General features: G+C 66.7%; 17 protein-coding genes. 7 read left to right on the top strand and 10 right to left on the bottom strand.

Features of this window, described 5'->3' with window-relative positions; translation table 11 throughout:
- Both AC1Z3W_RS24480 and AC1Z3W_RS24485 read left to right on the top strand, forming a co-directional pair.
- Positions 1-633 (top strand): cytochrome b/b6 domain-containing protein, encoded by a 633-nt coding sequence (locus tag AC1Z3W_RS24480; RefSeq protein WP_057927843.1) that lies wholly within the window; start codon positions 1-3, stop codon positions 631-633.
- A gap of 30 nt (positions 634-663) precedes the next feature.
- A complete protein-coding gene (locus AC1Z3W_RS24485) occupies positions 664-1,452 on the top strand; it encodes a molybdopterin-dependent oxidoreductase (RefSeq protein ID WP_124833371.1) in 789 nt (262 codons plus the stop codon).
- 47 nt (positions 1,453-1,499) lie between these two features.
- Here AC1Z3W_RS24485 and AC1Z3W_RS24490 read toward each other — a convergent pair whose 3' ends face one another.
- Complete coding sequence (locus AC1Z3W_RS24490) at positions 1,500-1,781, bottom strand: helix-turn-helix domain-containing protein (RefSeq protein WP_483508594.1); 282 nt, start codon at positions 1,779-1,781, stop codon at positions 1,500-1,502.
- Positions 1,778-2,131, bottom strand: coding sequence for a type II toxin-antitoxin system RelE/ParE family toxin (locus AC1Z3W_RS24495; RefSeq protein ID WP_175826023.1), 354 nt, complete (start codon positions 2,129-2,131; stop codon positions 1,778-1,780). The genes AC1Z3W_RS24490 and AC1Z3W_RS24495 overlap by 4 nt, the downstream gene beginning before the upstream one ends.
- A 495-nt stretch (positions 2,132-2,626) precedes the next feature.
- Here AC1Z3W_RS24495 and AC1Z3W_RS24500 point away from each other — a divergent pair, with 495 nt between their 5' ends.
- Positions 2,627-3,808, top strand: coding sequence for an EamA family transporter (locus AC1Z3W_RS24500; RefSeq protein ID WP_483508595.1), 1,182 nt, complete (start codon positions 2,627-2,629; stop codon positions 3,806-3,808).
- A 21-nt stretch (positions 3,809-3,829) separates the two neighbouring features.
- Here the strand turns inward: AC1Z3W_RS24500 and AC1Z3W_RS24505 are convergent, their stop codons facing one another.
- The 8 genes from AC1Z3W_RS24505 to AC1Z3W_RS24540 form a co-directional block, all read right to left on the bottom strand.
- Positions 3,830-5,029, bottom strand: a complete 1,200-nt coding sequence (locus AC1Z3W_RS24505) for an MFS transporter (protein ID WP_483508596.1) — start codon at positions 5,027-5,029, stop codon at positions 3,830-3,832.
- Positions 5,030-5,274: 245 nt separating this feature from the next.
- Positions 5,275-6,099 (bottom strand): phosphodiesterase, encoded by an 825-nt coding sequence (locus AC1Z3W_RS24510; RefSeq protein WP_124833367.1) that lies wholly within the window; start codon positions 6,097-6,099, stop codon positions 5,275-5,277.
- 38 nt (positions 6,100-6,137) lie between these two features.
- Positions 6,138-7,169, bottom strand: coding sequence for an ABC transporter ATP-binding protein (locus AC1Z3W_RS24515; protein ID WP_483508597.1), 1,032 nt, complete (start codon positions 7,167-7,169; stop codon positions 6,138-6,140).
- 13 nt (positions 7,170-7,182) lie between these two features.
- A complete protein-coding gene (locus AC1Z3W_RS24520) occupies positions 7,183-8,079 on the bottom strand; it encodes an ABC transporter permease (RefSeq protein WP_124833366.1) in 897 nt (298 codons plus the stop codon).
- Positions 8,080-8,089: 10 nt separating this feature from the next.
- Entirely contained in the window at positions 8,090-8,914 is an 825-nt protein-coding gene (locus tag AC1Z3W_RS24525; protein WP_483508598.1) for an ABC transporter permease, read from the bottom strand.
- 17 nt (positions 8,915-8,931) lie between these two features.
- A complete protein-coding gene (locus AC1Z3W_RS24530; RefSeq protein ID WP_483508599.1) occupies positions 8,932-9,960 on the bottom strand; it encodes an ABC transporter substrate-binding protein in 1,029 nt (342 codons plus the stop codon).
- Positions 9,961-10,042: 82 nt separating this feature from the next.
- Positions 10,043-11,068: a LacI family DNA-binding transcriptional regulator gene (locus AC1Z3W_RS24535; protein ID WP_483508600.1), complete on the bottom strand. Its 1,026-nt coding sequence runs from the start codon at positions 11,066-11,068 to the stop codon at positions 10,043-10,045.
- Positions 11,069-12,718: 1,650 nt separating this feature from the next.
- Entirely contained in the window at positions 12,719-13,018 is a 300-nt protein-coding gene (locus tag AC1Z3W_RS24540) for an H-NS histone family protein (RefSeq protein WP_057927921.1), read from the bottom strand.
- Positions 13,019-13,497: 479 nt separating this feature from the next.
- Between AC1Z3W_RS24540 and AC1Z3W_RS24545 the strand changes: the two genes are divergently transcribed.
- The 4 genes from AC1Z3W_RS24545 to AC1Z3W_RS24560 all read left to right on the top strand — a co-directional run bounded on the left by AC1Z3W_RS24545 (position 13,498) and on the right by AC1Z3W_RS24560 (position 18,279).
- Positions 13,498-14,646 (top strand): porin, encoded by a 1,149-nt coding sequence (locus AC1Z3W_RS24545; protein WP_057927855.1) that lies wholly within the window; start codon positions 13,498-13,500, stop codon positions 14,644-14,646.
- Between the two features lie 327 nt (positions 14,647-14,973).
- Positions 14,974-15,600 carry a flavin reductase family protein gene (locus tag AC1Z3W_RS24550; protein ID WP_483508602.1) on the top strand — a complete coding sequence of 209 codons (627 nt, stop codon included), beginning with the start codon at positions 14,974-14,976 and terminating at the stop codon, positions 15,598-15,600.
- Between the two features lie 400 nt (positions 15,601-16,000).
- Positions 16,001-17,233 (top strand): 3-methyl-2-oxobutanoate dehydrogenase (2-methylpropanoyl-transferring) subunit alpha, encoded by a 1,233-nt coding sequence (locus AC1Z3W_RS24555; protein WP_057927857.1) that lies wholly within the window; start codon positions 16,001-16,003, stop codon positions 17,231-17,233.
- 2 nt (positions 17,234-17,235) lie between these two features.
- Positions 17,236-18,279 carry an alpha-ketoacid dehydrogenase subunit beta gene (locus AC1Z3W_RS24560; protein WP_057927858.1) on the top strand — a complete coding sequence of 348 codons (1,044 nt, stop codon included), beginning with the start codon at positions 17,236-17,238 and terminating at the stop codon, positions 18,277-18,279.
- Position 18,280: the final 1 nt, after the last annotated feature.

Consider the following 18,280-nt stretch of genomic DNA (forward strand, 5'->3'; position numbering starts at 1 on the left):
ATGCAAACCGTTCCCGCCACCGGTCGCGACGCGGCGTCACCGCCCGCGCGCCCGATCCATCCGCCGTGGGTGCGCGTGAGTCACTGGCTCAACGCGCTCGCGGCCATCGTGATGGCGCTGTCCGGCTGGCGCATCTACGATGCGTCGCCGATCTATCCGCCGTTCGCGTTTCCTCACGGCATCACGCTCGGCGGCTGGCTGGGCGGTGCGCTGCAATGGCATTTCGCGGCGATGTGGCTGCTCGCCGCCAACGGGCTGTTCTACCTGGCGATGTCGATCGCGACCGGGCGCTTCGCGCGCATGCTGCTGCCGGTCACGCCGGCGTCCGTCTGGCGCGACCTGCGTGCCGCACTGCGCGGGCGGCTGTCGCATGACGACCTCGGCGTCTACAACGCGGTGCAGCGCGCTGCGTACCTGGTCGCGATCGCCGATCTCGTCGTGCTGGTGCTGTCGGGGCTCACGATTTGGAAGTCCGTGCAGTTTCCGCTGCTGCGCGACCTGTTCGGCGGCTACGACATGGCGCGCGCCGTGCATTTCTGGGCGATGTCGCTGCTGGTCGCATTCTTCGTCGTGCACGTCGCGATGGCGCTGCGCGTGCCGCGCTCGCTGCTCGCGATGCTGCGCGGGCGCTGACCCGCAGCGTGCGGACAAAAGGAAATCATCATGTCGGAATCCGAAAGCACACGCGACCGTTCGCGCTGGACGCTCGATCGCACGTCGCTCGAACTCGACGTGCGCCGCACGCTCGAGATGCCGTCGCGGCGGCTCTTCAATCGCCGCATCCTGACGCTCGGCGGCTTGACGATGCTGACCGGCTGCACGCTGCAGGACGACGCGTCGGTCAACACGTTTCTCGAGCGGGTATCGCGGCTGAACGATCGCGTGCAGGCCTGGCTCTTCAGCGGCGAGCGGCTCGCGCCGACCTATACCGAAGCCGACATCACGCGGCCGTTCCCGTTCAACGCGTACTACGGCATCGACGAGGTGCCGCACGTCGACGCGGCGACGTACCGGCTCGTGCTGTCGGGCCGCGTGACGGGCAAGCGCGTGTGGACGCTCGACGAGCTGTATGCGCTGCCGCATGAGGAGCAGATCACGCGGCACATCTGCGTGGAAGGGTGGAGCGCGATCGGCCGCTGGGGCGGCACGCCGTTCGGCGCATTCCTGGCGCGCGCCGGCGCCGATACGCACGCGAAATACGTCGGCTTCAAATGCGCGGACGATTACTACGAAAGCATCGACATGCCGACCGCGCTGCATCCGCAGACGCTGCTTGCATTCGACTACGACGGCCGTCGCCTGCCGCCGGAATTCGGCTTTCCGATGAAGCTGCGGATGCCGACCAAGCTCGGTTACAAGAATCCGAAGCACATCATGGAAATCTTCGTGACCGATACCTACCCGGGCGGCTACTGGGTCGACCAGGGGTACAACTGGTTCGGCGGATCGTGAGCGACGAGGCGCGCCCGCCCGCGCCCGCCGTCGTGCCGCGCGGTGCGTTACGCGGATTCACGCACCTGCAGATCGACGCGCAGGCCGACGGCCGCCGCCATGTTCACGAGCGCGTCGAGCCCGAACAGGTTGATCTTGCCGCGCAGCAGATCGGACACGCGCGGCTGCGTGACGCCCAGCCGTTTCGCGGCCTGCGCCTGGCTGAGTTCGAGCTGCGCGATGCGCTGCTTGAGCGCGATCATCAGTTCGGAGCGCAGCTTCATGTTCTCGGCCTCGGCCGGCTGGTCTTCGATTGCGTCCCAGGCGCTCGCATGGCGTTCGTTGCTCATCGTTTCCTCTCCATCATCAGCGCCCGATAGCGCCGGGCGGCCAGCTCGATATCGGCCTTGCGGGTGCGCGCCGATTGCTTGCGCAAGCAGTGCAGCACGTAGATCGCGTCGGCGAAGGTCGCGACGTAGATGATCCGGAATGCGCCGCTCGCATCGCGCAGGCGAATTTCCCGCACGCCGGGGCCGACTGTGCGCATCGGTTTCCAGTCGTCGGGCGCCAGGCCGCGCTGCACCTGGTCGATCTGGTGGCCGGCTTCGCGGCGCGCCGGCAGCGGAAAGCCGCGAAGTGCGTCGAGCGCGCCGCCGGCGAAGACAACCGGCTTCGGCGGAAGAATGGTGGAATCATACAAAATTTTGTATGGAAGTGTGCGGATCGAATGAGCGGAACGTCGGCGGCCGGACGGGCATGCCGACCGTCACGATAAGCGGGAAGCGATACCTGACGCGCATGACTGGCCATCAGGCCGAGGTATCGATCGTGACGCGAGGGAAGGGGGGAGCAGGGCGCCCGCGACGCCCGTGCAGCGCGTATCCGGCGCCGGATTTCACACGTCCCGCGGCCCGAAAATTGTCGCGTCGAAACATCAGTCGATATCCTTTCAGACATGTCCGACGATGCTTTCGAATCCTTGATGCCATAATGCCGAGCGTGCGTGGACGAAGCCGTTCGCGCACGTTTTTTGACCCCCTGCCGCCGCTTGCCGGTTCTTATTCGTCGCCGTTCGCACTGCCATGTCGTCCCGCACGTTCGTCTCCGCCTTCCCGGTCCCGTCAGGGCCGTTTGCCGGCCTCTCCGGCGTCTTTCAGCGGAGCACGCAACGCGTCTCGTGCGGGCGGGCTGAACGATGACCCCGCTCGACCGTCTCCTCGATTTCTTCGCCCGCCTGCCGATCCGGATCCGCCTGCCGCAAAGCCGCGGCGGCCGCGTCGCACTGGCGCTGGTATTCATCTATTTCGTCTGGGGTTCGACCTACAGCGGCCTGCATTTCGCGCTGCAGTCGTTCCCGCCGCTGCTGCTGTCGGGGCTGCGCAACCTGCTCGGCGGGATCGGCCTGTTCATCTTCGCGCTGCGGCGCAAGCCCGAATGGCCGACGTTGCTGGAAATCCGCAACTCGGCGATCGTCGGCACGATGCTCGTCGCGCTGTCGTCCGGCACGATCGCGCTCGGGATGCGCACGGTCAGCAGCGGCTCGGCCGCGGTGATGGTCGCCACGGTACCGCTGTTCGCGACCGTGATCGCGGCGGTCGCCGGGCGCCCGGTAACGAAGGGAGAGTGGGCGGCCGTCGCGCTCGGGATGGTCGGCATCGTCGTGCTGAATTCGGGCGGCGCGGCCGCCGCGAACTCGGCGCTCGGCACGATCTGCGTGCTGGCGGGCGCACTGTTCTGGGCGGGCGGCGCGCATCTGTCGACACGGCTCAAGCTGCCGTCGGACCTGTTCCTGTCGACGTCGCTGCAGATCGGTCTGGGCGGCCTGATGTCGACGATCGCCGCCTGGCTGCTCGGCGAGCGCATCGAGCAGGTCGCGGCGGGGCCGGTGTTCGCGTTCCTGTACCTGATGGTGTTCTGCACGATGGCGGCGTACGTCGCGTACGGCTACCTGATTCGCCACACGAGCCCGATCATCGCGAGCAGCTGCATGTACGTGAACCCGATCGTCGCGGTCGCGCTCGGCGCGCTGATGCTCGGCGAGCCCGTGACCACGGCGACCGTGATCGCGACGATCGCGATCCTCGGCAGCGTGGGGCTGTCGTTCCTGTTCGATCCCGCGCGCCGTCCCGCCGCGCGCGCGGCGGCCGATGCGTCGTCGGCCGTGGCGGCCGTGGCCACCGATTCGGCCGCAAGTGCGGCGCCCGCACCGGCTCAGGCCGCGATGCCCGAGCCGGCGCCGATTCTCGCGCCTTCCGCGGTACCGCTTGCGGTGCCGGCACCGGCTGCCGTCGTGGATCCGGTCGCGGTCATGGATCCCGCGCAGGTATTCACGCCGCCGCCCGCCGGCGAACCGGCCGCGTCGCGGGCCGACGCTTGACGCCGGCGCGCGCGGCAGCGGTCAGCCGCGCCGTGCGCAGCGATGGTGGAACCAGCCGGCGAGCGCGGTAAACAGCAGTCCGGCCGTGCACATGCCGATCCAGCCGAATGCGCGCCACGCGGCGACGCCGGCCGACGAGCCGAGCGCGCCGCCGATGAAGTAGCACACCATGTACACGGTGTTCACGCGGCTGCGCGCCTCGGGCTTCAGCGCGTAGATGCGTGACTGGTTCGAGATCTGTGCGGCCTGCACGCCGACATCCAGCACGATCACGCCGATCACGAGCCCGACGAGGCTCGTCCCCGACAGCGCGAAAATCACGAACGACGCCGCGAGCAGCGCGATCGCGAGCGAGATGATCGCGCGCGGGCCGCGCGTGTCCGCGAAACGGCCCGCGTACGGCGCGGCCAGCGCACCGGCCGCGCCGACGATGCCGAACAGCCCCGCGGCCTGTGGGCCGAGATGGAACGGCGCGCCGGCGAGCAGCAGCGTGAGCACCGGCCAGAACGCGCTGAACGCGGCGAACAGCGCGGCGCCCGTCAGCGACGCCTCGCGCAGCCCGCGCAACTCGACGGCCAGATGCCACATCGAGCCGAGCAGCTTGCCGTACGACAGCGTCGACGTCGGCGAACTGCGCGGCAGCCGCAGCACGATCACCGCGGCCAGCCCGACGAGCGCCGCGACGGACGCACCGAACACCGCCCGCCACCCGAAATATTCGGCGACGAAGCCGGCCGCCGTGCGCGCCAGCAGGATGCCGAGCAACAGCCCGCTCATCACGGTGCCGACCGCATGCCCGCGCTCGGCGGGCGGCGCGATCTCGGCCGCGAACGGCACGGCCTGCTGCGCGATCGTCGCGAGCACGCCGATCGCGAGGCTTGCCGCGGCGAGCACCGCCAGCGACGGCGCGGTGGCGGCGACGATCAGCGCGATCGACAAGCCCGCGATCTGCAGCAGGATCAGCCCGCGGCGATCGAAACGGTCGCCGAGCGGCGCGAGCAGGAACATGCCGGCCGCATAGCCGAGCTGCGTCGCGGTCGGCACTGTGCCGATCCACGACGCGCCGTCGGGAAACGCCGAGCGGAAGCTGTCGAGCAGTGGCTGGTTGTAGTAGATGTTCGCGACTGACACACCCGCGATCGTCGCCAGCAGCAACAGCAGGCTGCGCGAGTAGTGGGGCGAGGCGGCGTCGGTCGGACGGTCGGTGGAGGCGGCGGACATGGCGGCAACGGAACGGAATGGGGCGGCGTGGCGCGCGGCGCGGCGTCGGTCGCGCAGGCGGCCGGGTGCCGATCAAGGCTGCCGATCATACCGGAGCACCGTGAATCCTGCCGGGCGCGCGGCCAGGCGGCTGGGCGGGCGCGATCCGGGTGCGGCGGGCCGCTGTCGGTGCCGATCGGCCGCAACGGGCGCCGACCGACGGCCGCCGCGCGTCATTCCGCGTCATTCGCTCGCGATGCGCGCCGTCAGTCGACCAGTTCCCCGTTCGGTTCATAGAACGGATAGGGCCCGTCGCCTTCGTCCACATATACGTGATGGGACATCATCCCCGTTTCCGGCGTATGGACGTGTACCGCGAACGCGGGCGGCTCGAGCCGGAACGCGGATGGCGCGTCCGCGCGCAGGTCGAACGCGACCTGATGCGCGGGCGCCGGCACGGCCGACGCGAGCGTGCCGCCGAAACGCGTGAACATCGTACGGTGCACGTGGCCGCACAGCACGCGCTCGACGTTCGGATAGCCGCGCAGCAGCGCATCGAGCTGCGCGGCGGCGGCGGGCGCGAGGCGCAGCGCGTCCATGTGCCCGATCCCGGACGCGAACGGCGGATGATGCAGCGCGACGATCACCGGCCGGTCGCGCGCGGCGTCGAGCTGCGTGGCGAGCCACGCGAGCCGCGCGTCGCAGAGGTCGCCGTGGCTCGTACCGGGCACCTGCGAATCGAGGGCGAGCACGCGCACCGCGCCGACGTCGAATGCGTATTGCACGAATTCGCCCTCGTGCAGCTCCGGGCGATCGGCGAACGCGCGGCGCAGCCCCGCGCGATCGTCGTGATTGCCGACCATCAGGTAGTACGGAATCTCGAGCGGCGCGAGCAGGTCGCGCAGATGGCGGTATTCGTCGTCGTGGCCGAAGTCGGTCAGGTCGCCCGTGACGAGCACGGCGTCGGGGCGCGGCACCAGCGCGTTCAGTTTCGCGATGCAGCGCGCGAGCGCGGCGGCCGTGTCGACGCGCCGGTACGCGAGCTGGCCCGGGCGCTTGATATGGAGATCGCTGATTTGAGCAAGCAGCATCGTCGTTCCTCGGAATGTCTGGTTATCGTGGGGCGGTGTTACGCGGCGAGTGCGATCAGGCCCTCCGACGCGATCGCGATGCCGACCGCCGTGCCGCGCGCAAGCTCGACGCGGCCCGGCACGTCGATCACGAGCGCGTCGGGCGCCGCATGCTCGATCGTGAGTCGCGTGCGCTCACCGAGGAACGCGCACGCGCCGATCGCACCGCGCAGCGGCGCATGCGCGGGATCGGCAAGCTGCGCGTCCTCCGGGCGGAAGAACCACTCGTCGGCGGCGTGCGGCGTGACGATCGAGCCTCCCGTTGTCACGAGCGCGCCTTCACGCCATTGTCCTGCAAGCCGGTTCAGCGTGCCGATGAACTGCGCGACCGTGCGGTTCGCGGGCCGGTAATAGATGTCGCGCGGCGTGCCGATCTGCTCGATGCGGCCCGCGCCCATCACGACGATCCGGTCGCCGAGTTCCATCGCCTCGGCCTGGTCGTGCGTCACGTACACGGTCGTCACGCCGAGTTCGCGCAATAGCGCATTCATCTCGCGGCGCAGCACGTCGCGCAACTTCGCGTCGAGCGCGGTCAGCGGCTCGTCGAGCAGCAGCACGCGCGGGCGCACCGCGAGCGCGCGCGCCAGTGCGACACGCTGGCGCTGGCCGCCCGACAGCTGATTGACGGGTTTGTCCGCGTGCGCGTCGAGCCGCATCATCGCGAGCAATTCGTCGACGCGTTCGCGCAGCGCGCGCGGCTCGGTCTTGCGGATCTTCAGCCCGTAGCCGACGTTGCCGCGTACCGTCAGGTTCGGAAACAGCGCGTAGTTCTGAAACACCATGCCGACCTGGCGGCGCTCGATCGGAAGCAGGGTCACGTCGTCGCCGCCGAACAGGATCGTGCCGCCAGCGTCCGGCGTGTCGAGCCCGGCGATCAGGCGCAGCGTGGTCGTCTTGCCGCAGCCGGACGGGCCGAGCAGCACGAGCGTCTCGCCCGCGCCGATCGACAGGTCGAGCGGTTCGAGCACGCGCGTGCCGCGGAACGTCTTCGCGCAGCGGGTCAGGGTGATGGGAGTGGAGTCGAGTTTCATGGGAGCGGTAGGTTCAGCGCGGCCGGCGCTTCAGTGCGCGCGTACCGGACGGATCGACGCCGAGCCACTGCATCGCGACGAGCAGCGGCAGCGTCATCAGCAGGAACACGATCGTGTAGGCGCTGCCGACTTCGAGACGCAGCGATGCGTAGGTGTCGGCGAGCCCGACGGGCAGCGTCTTGGTGTCGGGCGTATGCAGCATCCATGTCAGGTTGAATTCGCCGATCGACAGCGTGAGCACCGCGAGCGCACCCGCGACGATGCCGGGGCGCAGGTTCGGCAGCACGATCGTCACGAAGCGCGTGACGAACGATGCGCCGAGGCTCGCCGCGCCTTCCTCGAGCGTGCGCAGGTCGGCACCGGCCGCGACGGCCGCGACCGCGCGCACCATGAACGGCAGCGTGAACACGACGTGGCCGACGACGATGAACCACAGGCTCATCCGGAACGCGGTGAAGCCGCCGTACACGACCAGCAGCGCGAGCGCCGACGCGAGGCCCGGCAGCGCGACCGGCAGCACGAGCGCTTCCTCGATCACGCGGGCGACGCGGCTCTGGCTGCGCGCGAGCGCATAGCCGGCCGGCACGCCGACGGCGAGCACGATCGCGAGCGTCGCGAATGCGACGCCGAGCGACAGCGCGACCGAGCCCTGGTATTGCTGCCACACCTGTTCGAGCCAGCGCAGCGTGAGGCCGCTCGACAGCCCGCGGAAATAGTTGACGGTGAGGCCTGCGAGCACCGACATCACGACGGGCGCGATCAGGAACGCGCACAACAGCAGCGTGACGCCCCATTGCAGCGCGGCGATCGCGCGCGCGCCGGACACGCGCGGCGCGCGTCGTGCGGCGCCGTTCGCGTGCGACGCAGCGGGCGCTGGCGACGGCGCGGACGAACCGGAAAGCGATTGCATGACGGAATCCTCAGGCCGCGGCGGCGGCGGTGTGGCCGGTGAACCGGCGTGCGAGCGCGAGCACGGCCCACGTGACGATGCCGAGCACGATCGACAGGCCGGCGGCTGTCGCGATGTTCGCGTTCAGCGTGAATTCGGTGTAGATCGTCATCGGCAGCACGTTCAGGTCGGTGGCGAGCGTAAATGCGGTGCCGAACGCGCCCATCGCGGTCGCGAAGCAGATTGCGCCGGCCGCGATCAGGCCCGGCGCGAGCGCCGGCAGCACGATGTCGACGAAGATGCGCCACGGCGACGCGCCGAGCGAGCGCGCGGCTTCCTCGAGCGACGCGTCGAGCTTTGACGCAGCGGCAATCACGGTGACGATCACGCGCGGAATCGAGAAATACAGGTAGCCGACGAACAGCCCGGCAACCGAATACGCGAACACCCACTTGTCGCCGGTCAGCTTCGCGGACAGCATTCCGATCAGCCCCTGCCGCCCGGCAAGCATGATCACCATGAACCCGACCACGACGCCCGGGAACGCGAGCGGAAACGTGAGCAGCGCGAGCAGCACGCGCTTGCCCGGGAACTCGCGGCGCGCGAGCAGCAGCCCCGAGATCATCGACAGCGCGAGCGTCGCGAGCGTGACGCCGGCCGACAGCGCCACCGTCTCGCCGAGGCTCTTCATGTAGCGTGCATTGCCGAGCAGCGCCGCGTATTGCGCGAAGAACGCGCCGTCGGCGGACACCTGTACGAGTGCCGCCATCGGCAGCAGCCAGAACGCGGCGAACACCGCGAGCGCCGGCGCGACGAGCGCGATGCGCCAGCGTAGCGGGAAAGTCAGGTCGAGCATGGCGTGGTTCCGGCTGCTTACTGCATCACCTGCAGGTATTGCAGGCCGAACGCTTGCTGGCCGGCCGCCATCTTGCCGAAGTCGACCGGCTTCGCCCGCGCGTATTCGCTCGCCGGCAGGAACTTCGCGGCGACGTCGGCACCGAGCGTCTGTGCGCGCACCGGACGCAGGTACGCGTTGGCCCACAGCTTCTGGCCTTCGTCGGACAGCACGAAGTCGAGCACCTTCCTGCCGTTCGCGTCGTGCGGCGCGCCCTTCACGAGGCTCATCACGTAGGGCACCGCGATCGTGCCTTCCTTCGGAATCACGAACTCGACGTTCGCGTGATCCTTGTACTTCGCGCGATACGCGTCGAAGTCGTAGTCGAGCAGGATCGGAATCTCGCCGGACAGCACGCGCGCGTACGCGGTCTGCTTCGGCACGATCGGTGCGTTTGCCTTCAACTTGCGGAACCAGTCGAGTGCCGGCTTGAAGTTGTCGAGGCTGCCGCCGAGCGCCTGGTTGACCGCCACCGCGCCCGCGTAGCCGACGAACGCGCTCGACGGATCGAGGTAGCCGACCATGCCCTTGTATTCGGGCTTCAGCAGGTCGGACCACGAGCGCGGCACCGGCTTGCCGTCGAGCGCGTCCTTGTTCACGAAGAAGCCGAGCGTGCCCGAGTGGATCGCGAACCAGTAGCCTTGCGGGTCCTTCAGGTTCGCGGGGATGTCGTTCCAGTGCGCGGGCTTGTACGGCGCGATCACGCCCTTGTCCTTCGCCTGGAATGCGGACGACACGCCGAGATAGACGACGTCCGCGACCGGGCTCTTCTGCTCGGCGATCAGCTGCGCGATCGCCTGGCCCGAGTTCTTGTTGTCGAACGGCACGCGAATGCCGGTCTTCTGCTTGATCGCCGCGATCTGCGCGGCCCAGTCGGCCCATTCGGGCGGGCAGTTGTAGCAGATCGCGGTTTCGTCGGCGTGGGCGACGGGTGCGAGCGCGACGAGCGTGGCGCAGGCGACGGGCGCGGCGAGCACGCGCAGCAGCGAGGTCAGGCGAAAGGACACGGTGGGTCTCCGGGCGGGGTATGGGTATTTCGTCGCACCGCGCACGACACGCGCGGCGCGTTCGTTCAGGCGTGGCGCAACTTCAGGCGTGGCGCAACTGCAGGTCGGCAGCCGGCGGCGCGACCGTCGCGCCGTCGCGCACCGTGTGCGGCAGGATCAGCGACGTGCGCTCGATCGTCGCGCCGCCGATGCATTCGACGAGGCGCCGCCACGCATGGCGGCCGATGTCCTGGTTCGGCGTTGCGACGCTCGCGAGCGGCGGCGCGAGCAGCTCGCCGATCGCGATGCCGTCGAAGCCGAGCACCGACAGGTCGTCCGGAATCGAGAAGCCTGCGCGGCGCAGGCCGCGCATCACGACCATCGCGAGCAGGTCGTTGCTGCAGAAGAGGGCGGTCGGGCGCGTGGCTTGCGCGGTGAGGTGCGCGAGCACCGCATCGGGCAGCTCGGCCGCGTTGAAGTCGACTTCGACCGGCGGCAGCGTCGCGACACCGGCTTCCTCGAGCGCCTGCGCGTAGCCGAGGTGACGCTGGCGTGCGCGATCCGATGCGGCGAGCGAGCCGGCCAGCATCAGCACGCGGCGATGGCCGCGCGCGGTCAGCAGACGGACGCCGTCGTAGGCGGCGCGGCGGTTGTCGACCGACACCGATGGGCGGCGTTGCGTGTCGTTGTGCATCAGCACGTAGTGCGGACCGTCGTGGTCGAGCATGTCGAGCAGCGGATGCGTGTCCGCATCGGCGACGGTCAGGGTCAGTCCTTCGACGCGCTGCTCGCGCAGCGTCTCGATCGCGTGGCGCTCGCGCGCCGCGTCGTATTCGGTCGTCATCAGGATCAGCTTGAAGCCGGCCGCGGTCGCGAGTTCGTCGATGCCCTGCAGGCAGTCGGCGAACACCGGGTTCGACAGTGTCGGCACGATCACGCCGACGAGGCGCGTGCGCTCGCCGCGCAACTGCCGGCCGAGCGGGCTCGGGCGGAACTGCAGCGTGTCGATGGCGGTGCGGATCGTCGCCAGCGTGGCGGGGCTGACGGTATGTGGCGCGTTGATCGCGCGGGAGACGGTGGCGATCGAGAAGCCGGCGAGCGCGGCGACGTCCTTGATGGTCGGGGTCATGAAGTTACGCGATGTAAACGTTTTCGGCGGGGAAATTATCGAAAACGTTTGTGACTTCGCGATGACGCGCGAGATGTCGGTTTCGCAAAAAGCACGATACAAACATCAGACGTTTGACGCCTGGCGAGCGGGGCGGAGTCGATTGTATCGGTGGATGCTGCGGCGCGGGACGAAATCGATGACGGTGTTGCGCGATGTCGGTTGCGCATGTGAAGCCGCGCGAAGACGGAGCAGGCAAACATGCTGCGTCGCGATGTATTGCGCGTGAATCAGCGAACGCATGTGCAAGCAATGGTAGAATCGCGTCCGCCCTTTTGCCGGGGTGATGAAATTGGTAAACATAGCGGACTTAAACGATTGAGTGCCCGGCCGGAAACGGTCGGTGCAGAACCCTTCAAATTCGGCGAAACCCCTGATGTGCGCATGCGCATCGAGGCAACGCCGAGCCAAGCCTCGCGGGTACAGCGCCGCGAGGAAGGTGTAGAGACTAGACGGGGGGCGCCTAAGGCACACGGGTGGCGATCACGCCCGCGCGCGACGGCGAAGGCATAGTCCAGCGCACGAACGGCGTCGTTTCGACGACGCCGGCTTTGAAAGAAGCAGTGTGACGAAAATCCGCCGCCTTCATTGGCTTGCCGGTTCGAGTCCGGTCCCCGGCACCAGAAACTGTTCCAACGAATTCTGCTGAAATCCTGAAACCCGCGATAGCACAAGGCTTCGCGGGTTTTTTATTCCTGGTTCGTCCATGGACAGCCGGAGGCAAGTTCGGACAACGTTGGGGGGCGCTGCACCACTATCTCAGATTCTGCTCTGAAGTTGCCCCTGGCGGGGGCAAGCGGTGGCGGCTCCAGTGCTGACGGTCAGGTGGTGCGCGTGTATAGGCGGTTCGCGCTGGTCGGCGTGGCGGGGGAGTTGGCCGGCGAGGCGGGAATTACCGGGCGGGCACCTAGCGAATCCTTGGGTGCAGCTGCAGAGTGCTTCCGTAGCGGGATTGCCGATCGTGGCGGCGTGGGAGGTGGTGAGATGGCCGCGATTCTGCGGCAAGTGCGCGCGTTTTTCGAGGCGCGCGGCGAAAGCCGCTTTTCGGGCTTGGATGCGGTGGACGCTCTTTAAGCGGCGCGTTGTGCAGGCTTAAAACAAATTTTGTCGCATGGTAGATCGCCGTCGATGAAGCGCTGTTTGTCGCGCTCAAAGTAACGCACGCTGTTTAGTCTAATTGGCAATTGGCACGCAGGCGTAGTGTGGAGCCGTTTTGGGCGACGCGCGGTCCGACGCAGGGGAGAGCCATCTAACATGCCGGCGTGCCCGCGAACGTAGATCTGGCGGCCGGCAGGCATAACCGCAATGTGCGATCGAGCCGCCAAATTTTGGATCCTTACCCGGTGGCCCCCTATGCGGGTAACGCGCGACTCCCGCTATTCGTCTAGATGCATGCTGCCAACTTGGCTGGCAGCCAAAGTGCGTCGTGTTTCGGTGAGTACGACCAATCCGATTGCTGCGTGAACATTGCAATCGGCAATTGGAATCCCTTGTCCAACAGGTGATGGCGGCTAACATTACGTTAGTTTCACAACTGATCACGACACTTGCCGTATAGGCGCGAGCAGAACTCGCGCCTATACGCCTGATTCATGTCGCGGCCAACGAGACTTACTCGCCGATCAAGAACCGATTGCGATTCTTCGCATCCTTGATCCATGCCGGAGCGCGACCGCGACCAGACCATGTCGCGCCGGTCTTTGGATCGCGATATCTGGCCTCCGTCGGGGCCTTTGCCGGCGCTGCGGTTCCGCGGCGCCGCGGGCCGAATATGTCCTTCTCGGTAATGCCGTATTCCGCGACCTTGATGCGGATGTCCTCGATGACGGCTTGAAATTCTGCCAAGCGAGCAGCTTCAGCTTTCTCTGCTAGCGCTTCCATCTGTGCTTTGAGTTCCTTGTAAGTCGCCATGCTCTTTTCCTCCTTGATTACGTTATATCCATGATAGCCGGTTTGTATCGGTACAGGAAAGGCACAGGTGATTTGCTGTACTAAAGCATGTCGATCGTCGGAATCCCGCAGTTTCCACCTACATTTGCGTCCGTACCTGTACAACTGGCTCGCGCCAAAGATCTGGTCAAGCCTGCATTCGAGAGCACGCAACGTTCGGTGAAAAAGCTTCGTCGTCCACTCGAAGGCCAAGCATTTGAATTCGTTTGCCGCACCGCACTTCTCGCCAAAATAAAGTGATCTTCAACACCTTGCTAGCCGCTTTCCATACCGAAAAATAGTCTCCATTCTGGAGAGCACCTTTCCGCTGCCGGCCACTAACAGTAGAAAAACGGCTCATTACACTGCGCCCGTCGCATCGCGGGGGAACATCGACGCGGCACGCATTCGCAGCGCGCAAGCATTGCGACCGGCAAACGAACGACCTGGGGGTAAATCACATGAACAAGCGTTGGGGGATCATTGCGCCCGCCGCGTTGCTTGCAGCCGCCGCGCATGCACAAAGCAGCGTGACGCTGTATGGCAAGATCGAGGACGGGATCAACTACACGAGCAACGCACGCGGCCACGGAACCGTGCAACTGCAAAGCGGCTACGATTACGGCAGCCGCTGGGGCATCAAGGGTACGGAGGATCTCGGCGGAGGTTATCAGGCCATTTTCACGCTGGAGAGCGGCTTCGACGTCAACAACGGAAAAATGAGCCAGGGTGGCCGGGAATTCGGCCGCCAGGCTTTCGTCGGCATCGCGTCGGACCGTTACGGTACCGTGACGCTCGGCCGCCAATACGATCCGAGCGTCGACATTTTTTCGCCGCTCACCGCGAACGGAAACTGGACCGGCTATCTGTTCGCGCATCCGTATGACAACGACAACACCGATTACTCGTTCCGGGTGAACAACTCGGTGAAATACGTGTCGCCTGTATGGCACGGAATTACCGCGGAAGCGATGTACGGATTCAGCAACCAGGCGGGCGGCTTTGCGAACAATCGTCTGTATGGCGCCGCGCTGCAGTATCAGCAGGGAGGGCTGACGGTCGGCGCGTCGTATTTGAAGATCAACAATGCACGCAATGCCGATACGACAGGCGCGATCACCGGCGACAACACGTTCGACGCGTCGTCTCAGCAGAACATCGGCATTGGCGTGAACTACGCGTTTTCGAATGCGCTCGTCGGATTCACGTACTCGCACGTCGATGTGTACGATCCGACGTCGAATGCGTATTTCACCGGTACGACGCAGCCGGCGGGCGGCGCATGGAACGCGTGGAAATTCGATAACTTCGAGGTGAACGGGCTGTATCACTTCACTTCCGCGTTGTACCTCGGCGCGGCTTACACATACACGCAGGCCCGTGTCGCTTCGACGGTCGGCGCGTTCAATCCGAAGTGGCATCAGTTGAGCACCAAGTTGAATTACGACATGTCGAAACGCACGTCGGTATTCGTGGAAGGGGTCTATCAGCATGCGATGAATGCGCACACCGGAACCGACTTCGACTACGCGTACGTTCCGGGCGCTGCCGACATCTCGTCGAGCCCGAACCAGTACGTCGTGCGTGTCGCGCTACTGCATCATTTCTGACGTTGCTGCTGTTCGCCGGCTACCTCATCGGCTTCCCCGGCGGCCCGCACGCGACAGCGTGAAGGATCGCGGGGCTTTCTCCTTTTGCCGCGATTCCTGGCGCCGGGGCCTCGGCGAGACGCGCGAGAAGCGATGCACTCGCAGATTTTTGATTCGGCATGCCGCGTGCGCCGGCGTTGCAACACGGCCCGTGGCGCGCTTCACTGCGACGAATGTGAGGCCATGTGATACTTGGCAAAGGACGTCGCGCCGCACGCGTGTGCTCCACCGGCACACGCCTGCGCCGATTGCTTTCAACGCAATTTGCCAGTCGCAGGACCACCCGCCATGACGCACCCGACCTACCACTATTACGAACCCTCGCAAGGCCACGGCCTGCCGCACGATCCGTTGAATGCGATCGTGGGCCCGCGCCCGATCGGCTGGATCTCTTCCCGCGGCAGCGACGGCACGCTCAATCTCGCGCCGTACAGCTTCTTCAACGCATTCAACTATCGCCCGCCGATTATCGGCTTTTCGAGCACGGCCGCGAAGGACAGCCTGCGCAATGCGCAGGAGACGGGCGAGTTCGTATGGAACCTCGCGACGCGCGACCTTGCCGAGAGAATGAATCAGACCTGTGCCGCCGTGCCGTACGACGTCGACGAATTCGAACTCGGCGGCCTGACCGCGATTGCGTCGCGTCTCGTCAACGTGCCGCGCGTCGCGGAAAGCGGCGTCAACTTCGAATGCAAGGTGACCGACGTGATCCGGTTGCGCGATCACCACGGCGTCGAGACGCCGGCCACGCTGGTGCTGGGCGAGGTCGTCGCCGTGCATATTCGCCACGACCTGCTGAAGGACGGCATCTTCGACACGTTCGGCGCGGGCATCATTCTTCGCGCGGGCGGCCCGTCGGCCTATGTGCACGTCAAGCCGGACAGCCGCTTCGACATCGCGCGCCCCGACGCGTAACGCATCGTGCCGGAACGACCCGGCACACGGGTGCGGAAACGCCCGGGCCCCACCAAGACCCCGCCGAGATCCAGGATTTCGCGGGGTCTTTTGCTTCGCACCCTCCGGCATGATCGGCCGTACCGGTTCCGACCGGCCTCGATACGCGCCGCACCGGTCGTTGATGCATCGCAGCACGCGCGTGCTTCATCCGCGACGCCGGCAACACCGATCGCCCGCCGATACCCGCCATGGCAAATCTGCTCACCGTAATCGAGCGGCTTGGTCATCGACGTCGCGCGTCGCGAGGCATACATTCCCAAGGTTGGCGTGCTTATCCGTGCGCCAGCCCGCGCGCGAGCCGGCAACCGGCCGCGCGTTTCCAACAGCGTGAGACACAATCGAGCGTGGAGACAACACGATGAGCCTGTCAGAGCCATTGCGTCTGCATGTGCCGGAGCCCACCGGGCGTCCGGGCTGCAAGACGGATTTTTCCTATCTGCATCTATCGCCGGCCGGCGCGGTTCGCCGACCGCCGATCGACGTCGCGCCGGCGGACACCGCCCATCTCGCCCGCAGCCTCGTGCGCGTGCTCGACGACCACGGCCAGGCCCTCGGCCCGTGGGCACCGGACCTCGACGATGCGCGTCTGATCGCCGGGATGCGCGCGATGCTGAAGACCCGCATCTTCGACGCGCGCATGATGATCGCGCAGCGTCAGAAGAAAATCTCCTTCTACATGGTGAGCCTCGGCGAAGAGGCGATCGGCGCCGCGCATGCGATGGCGCTGCGCCACGGCGACATGTGCTTCCCGACCTACCGCCAGCAGAGCATCCTGATCGCGCGCGACGTGCCGCTCGACCGGATGATCTGCCAGCTGATGTCGAACGAAGGCGATCCGCTGAAGGGGCGTCAGCTCCCGGTGATGTACTCGGACCGCGAAGCCGGCTTCTTCTCGATTTCCGGCAATCTCGCGACGCAGTTCATCCAGGCGGTCGGCTGGGCGATGGCCTCGGCGATCAAGGGCGACACGAAGATCTCGTCCGCATGGATCGGCGACGGCGCAACCGCGGAAGCCGACTTCCATACCGCGCTGACGTTCGCGCACGTGTATCGCGCGCCGGTCGTGCTGAACGTCGTCAACAACCAGTGGGCGATCTCGACGTTCCAGGCGATTGCGGGCGGCGAGGGGACGACGTTCGCCGGGCGCGGCGTCGGCTGCGGCATCGCTTCGCTGCGCGTCGACGGCAACGACTTCCTCGCGATCTACGCGGCATCGACCTGGGCGGCCGAACGCGCGCGTCGCAATCTCGGTCCGACGCTGATCGAGTGGGTCACCTACCGTGCCGGTGCGCACTCGACGTCGGACGATCCGACGAAGTACCGGCCGGCCGACGACTGGGCCCATTTCCCGCTCGGCGATCCGATCGCCCGCTTCAAGCAGCACCTGATCGCGAAAGGCATCTGGTCGGACAGCGCGCACGACGCGCTCGCGGCCGAACTGGAAGCCGAGGTGATCGCCGCGCAGAAGGAAGCGGAGACGTTCGGGACGCTGGCCGACGACCGGATTCCGTCGCCGGCGTCGATGTTCGACGACGTGTACAAGGAGCTGCCCGCGCACCTGCGCCGTCAGCGCCAGGAACTGGGAGCGTGATCATGGCGCAACATGAAACGACGACGGCATCGGCGCAGCCGATGTCGATGATCCAGGCGCTGCGCTCCGCGATGGACGTGATGCTCGAGCGCGATGGCGACGTGGTCGTGTTCGGCCAGGACGTCGGCTACTTCGGCGGCGTGTTCCGCTGCACCGAAGGGCTGCAGGCCAAGTACGGCAAGTCGCGCGTATTCGATGCGCCGATCTCGGAAGGCGGGATCGTCGGTGCGGCGGTCGGGATGGGCGCGTATGGATTGCGGCCGGTCTGCGAGATCCAGTTCGCGGACTACTTCTATCCGGCGTCCGACCAGATCGTGTCGGAAGGCGCGCGGCTGCGCTATCGCTCGGCGGGCCAGTTCACCGCGCCGATGACGATCCGCATGCCGTGCGGCGGCGGCATCTACGGCGGCCAGACGCACAGCCAGAGCCCGGAGGCGATGTTCACGCAGGTTTGCGGATTGCGCACGGTGATGCCGTCGAATCCGTACGACGCGAAAGGGCTCCTGATCGCATCGATCGAGAACGACGATCCGGTGATCTTCCTCGAACCGAAACGCCTGTACAACGGGCCGTTCGACGGCCATCACGAGCGTCCGGTCACGTCGTGGCTCAAGCATCCGGGCAGCGTGGTGCCGGAAGGCTATTACACGGTGCCGCTCGATACGGCCGCCGTCGTGCGGCCCGGCAACGACGTGACGGTGCTGACGTACGGCACGACCGTCCACGTGTCGCTGGCCGCGGCCGAGGAGACCGGCATCGATGCGGAGGTGATCGATTTGCGCACGCTGTGGCCGGTCGATCTCGACACGATCGTCGCGTCGGTGCGCAAGACCGGGCGCTGCGTCGTGGTACATGAAGCGACGCGCACCTGCGGCTACGGCGCGGAACTGGTGTCGCTCGTCCAGGAGCACTGCTTCTACCATCTGGAAGCACCGATCGAGCGGACGACGGGCTGGGACACGCCGTACCCGCACGCGCAGGAATGGGCGTATTTCCCCGGCCCGGCCCGGGTTGGCGAAGCGTTGCGACGCGTGATGGAGGCCTGAG

Source organism: Burkholderia sp. 10_S31 (genome assembly GCF_056930375.1).

Excerpts from the sequence above, each read along its gene's own strand:
- AC1Z3W_RS24510 (WP_124833367.1), bottom strand. The coding sequence starts at position 6,099 with ATGCTGCTTGCTCAAATCAGCGATCTCCATATCAAGCGCCCGGGCCAG.
- AC1Z3W_RS24500 (WP_483508595.1), top strand. The coding sequence starts at position 2,627 with ATGACCCCGCTCGACCGTCTCCTCGATTTCTTCGCCCGCCTGCCGATC.
- AC1Z3W_RS24555 (WP_057927857.1), top strand. The coding sequence starts at position 16,001 with ATGAGCCTGTCAGAGCCATTGCGTCTGCATGTGCCGGAGCCCACCGGG.
- AC1Z3W_RS24540 (WP_057927921.1), bottom strand. The coding sequence starts at position 13,018 with ATGGCGACTTACAAGGAACTCAAAGCACAGATGGAAGCGCTAGCAGAG.
- AC1Z3W_RS24485 (WP_124833371.1), top strand. The coding sequence starts at position 664 with ATGTCGGAATCCGAAAGCACACGCGACCGTTCGCGCTGGACGCTCGAT.
- AC1Z3W_RS24525 (WP_483508598.1), bottom strand. The coding sequence starts at position 8,914 with ATGCTCGACCTGACTTTCCCGCTACGCTGGCGCATCGCGCTCGTCGCG.
- AC1Z3W_RS24560 (WP_057927858.1), top strand. The coding sequence starts at position 17,236 with ATGGCGCAACATGAAACGACGACGGCATCGGCGCAGCCGATGTCGATG.
- AC1Z3W_RS24545 (WP_057927855.1), top strand. The coding sequence starts at position 13,498 with ATGAACAAGCGTTGGGGGATCATTGCGCCCGCCGCGTTGCTTGCAGCC.
- AC1Z3W_RS24520 (WP_124833366.1), bottom strand. The coding sequence starts at position 8,079 with ATGCAATCGCTTTCCGGTTCGTCCGCGCCGTCGCCAGCGCCCGCTGCG.
- AC1Z3W_RS24480 (WP_057927843.1), top strand. The coding sequence starts at position 1 with ATGCAAACCGTTCCCGCCACCGGTCGCGACGCGGCGTCACCGCCCGCG.
- AC1Z3W_RS24505 (WP_483508596.1), bottom strand. The coding sequence starts at position 5,029 with ATGTCCGCCGCCTCCACCGACCGTCCGACCGACGCCGCCTCGCCCCAC.
- AC1Z3W_RS24535 (WP_483508600.1), bottom strand. The coding sequence starts at position 11,068 with ATGACCCCGACCATCAAGGACGTCGCCGCGCTCGCCGGCTTCTCGATC.
- AC1Z3W_RS24550 (WP_483508602.1), top strand. The coding sequence starts at position 14,974 with ATGACGCACCCGACCTACCACTATTACGAACCCTCGCAAGGCCACGGC.
- AC1Z3W_RS24515 (WP_483508597.1), bottom strand. The coding sequence starts at position 7,169 with ATGAAACTCGACTCCACTCCCATCACCCTGACCCGCTGCGCGAAGACG.
- AC1Z3W_RS24490 (WP_483508594.1), bottom strand. The coding sequence starts at position 1,781 with ATGAGCAACGAACGCCATGCGAGCGCCTGGGACGCAATCGAAGACCAG.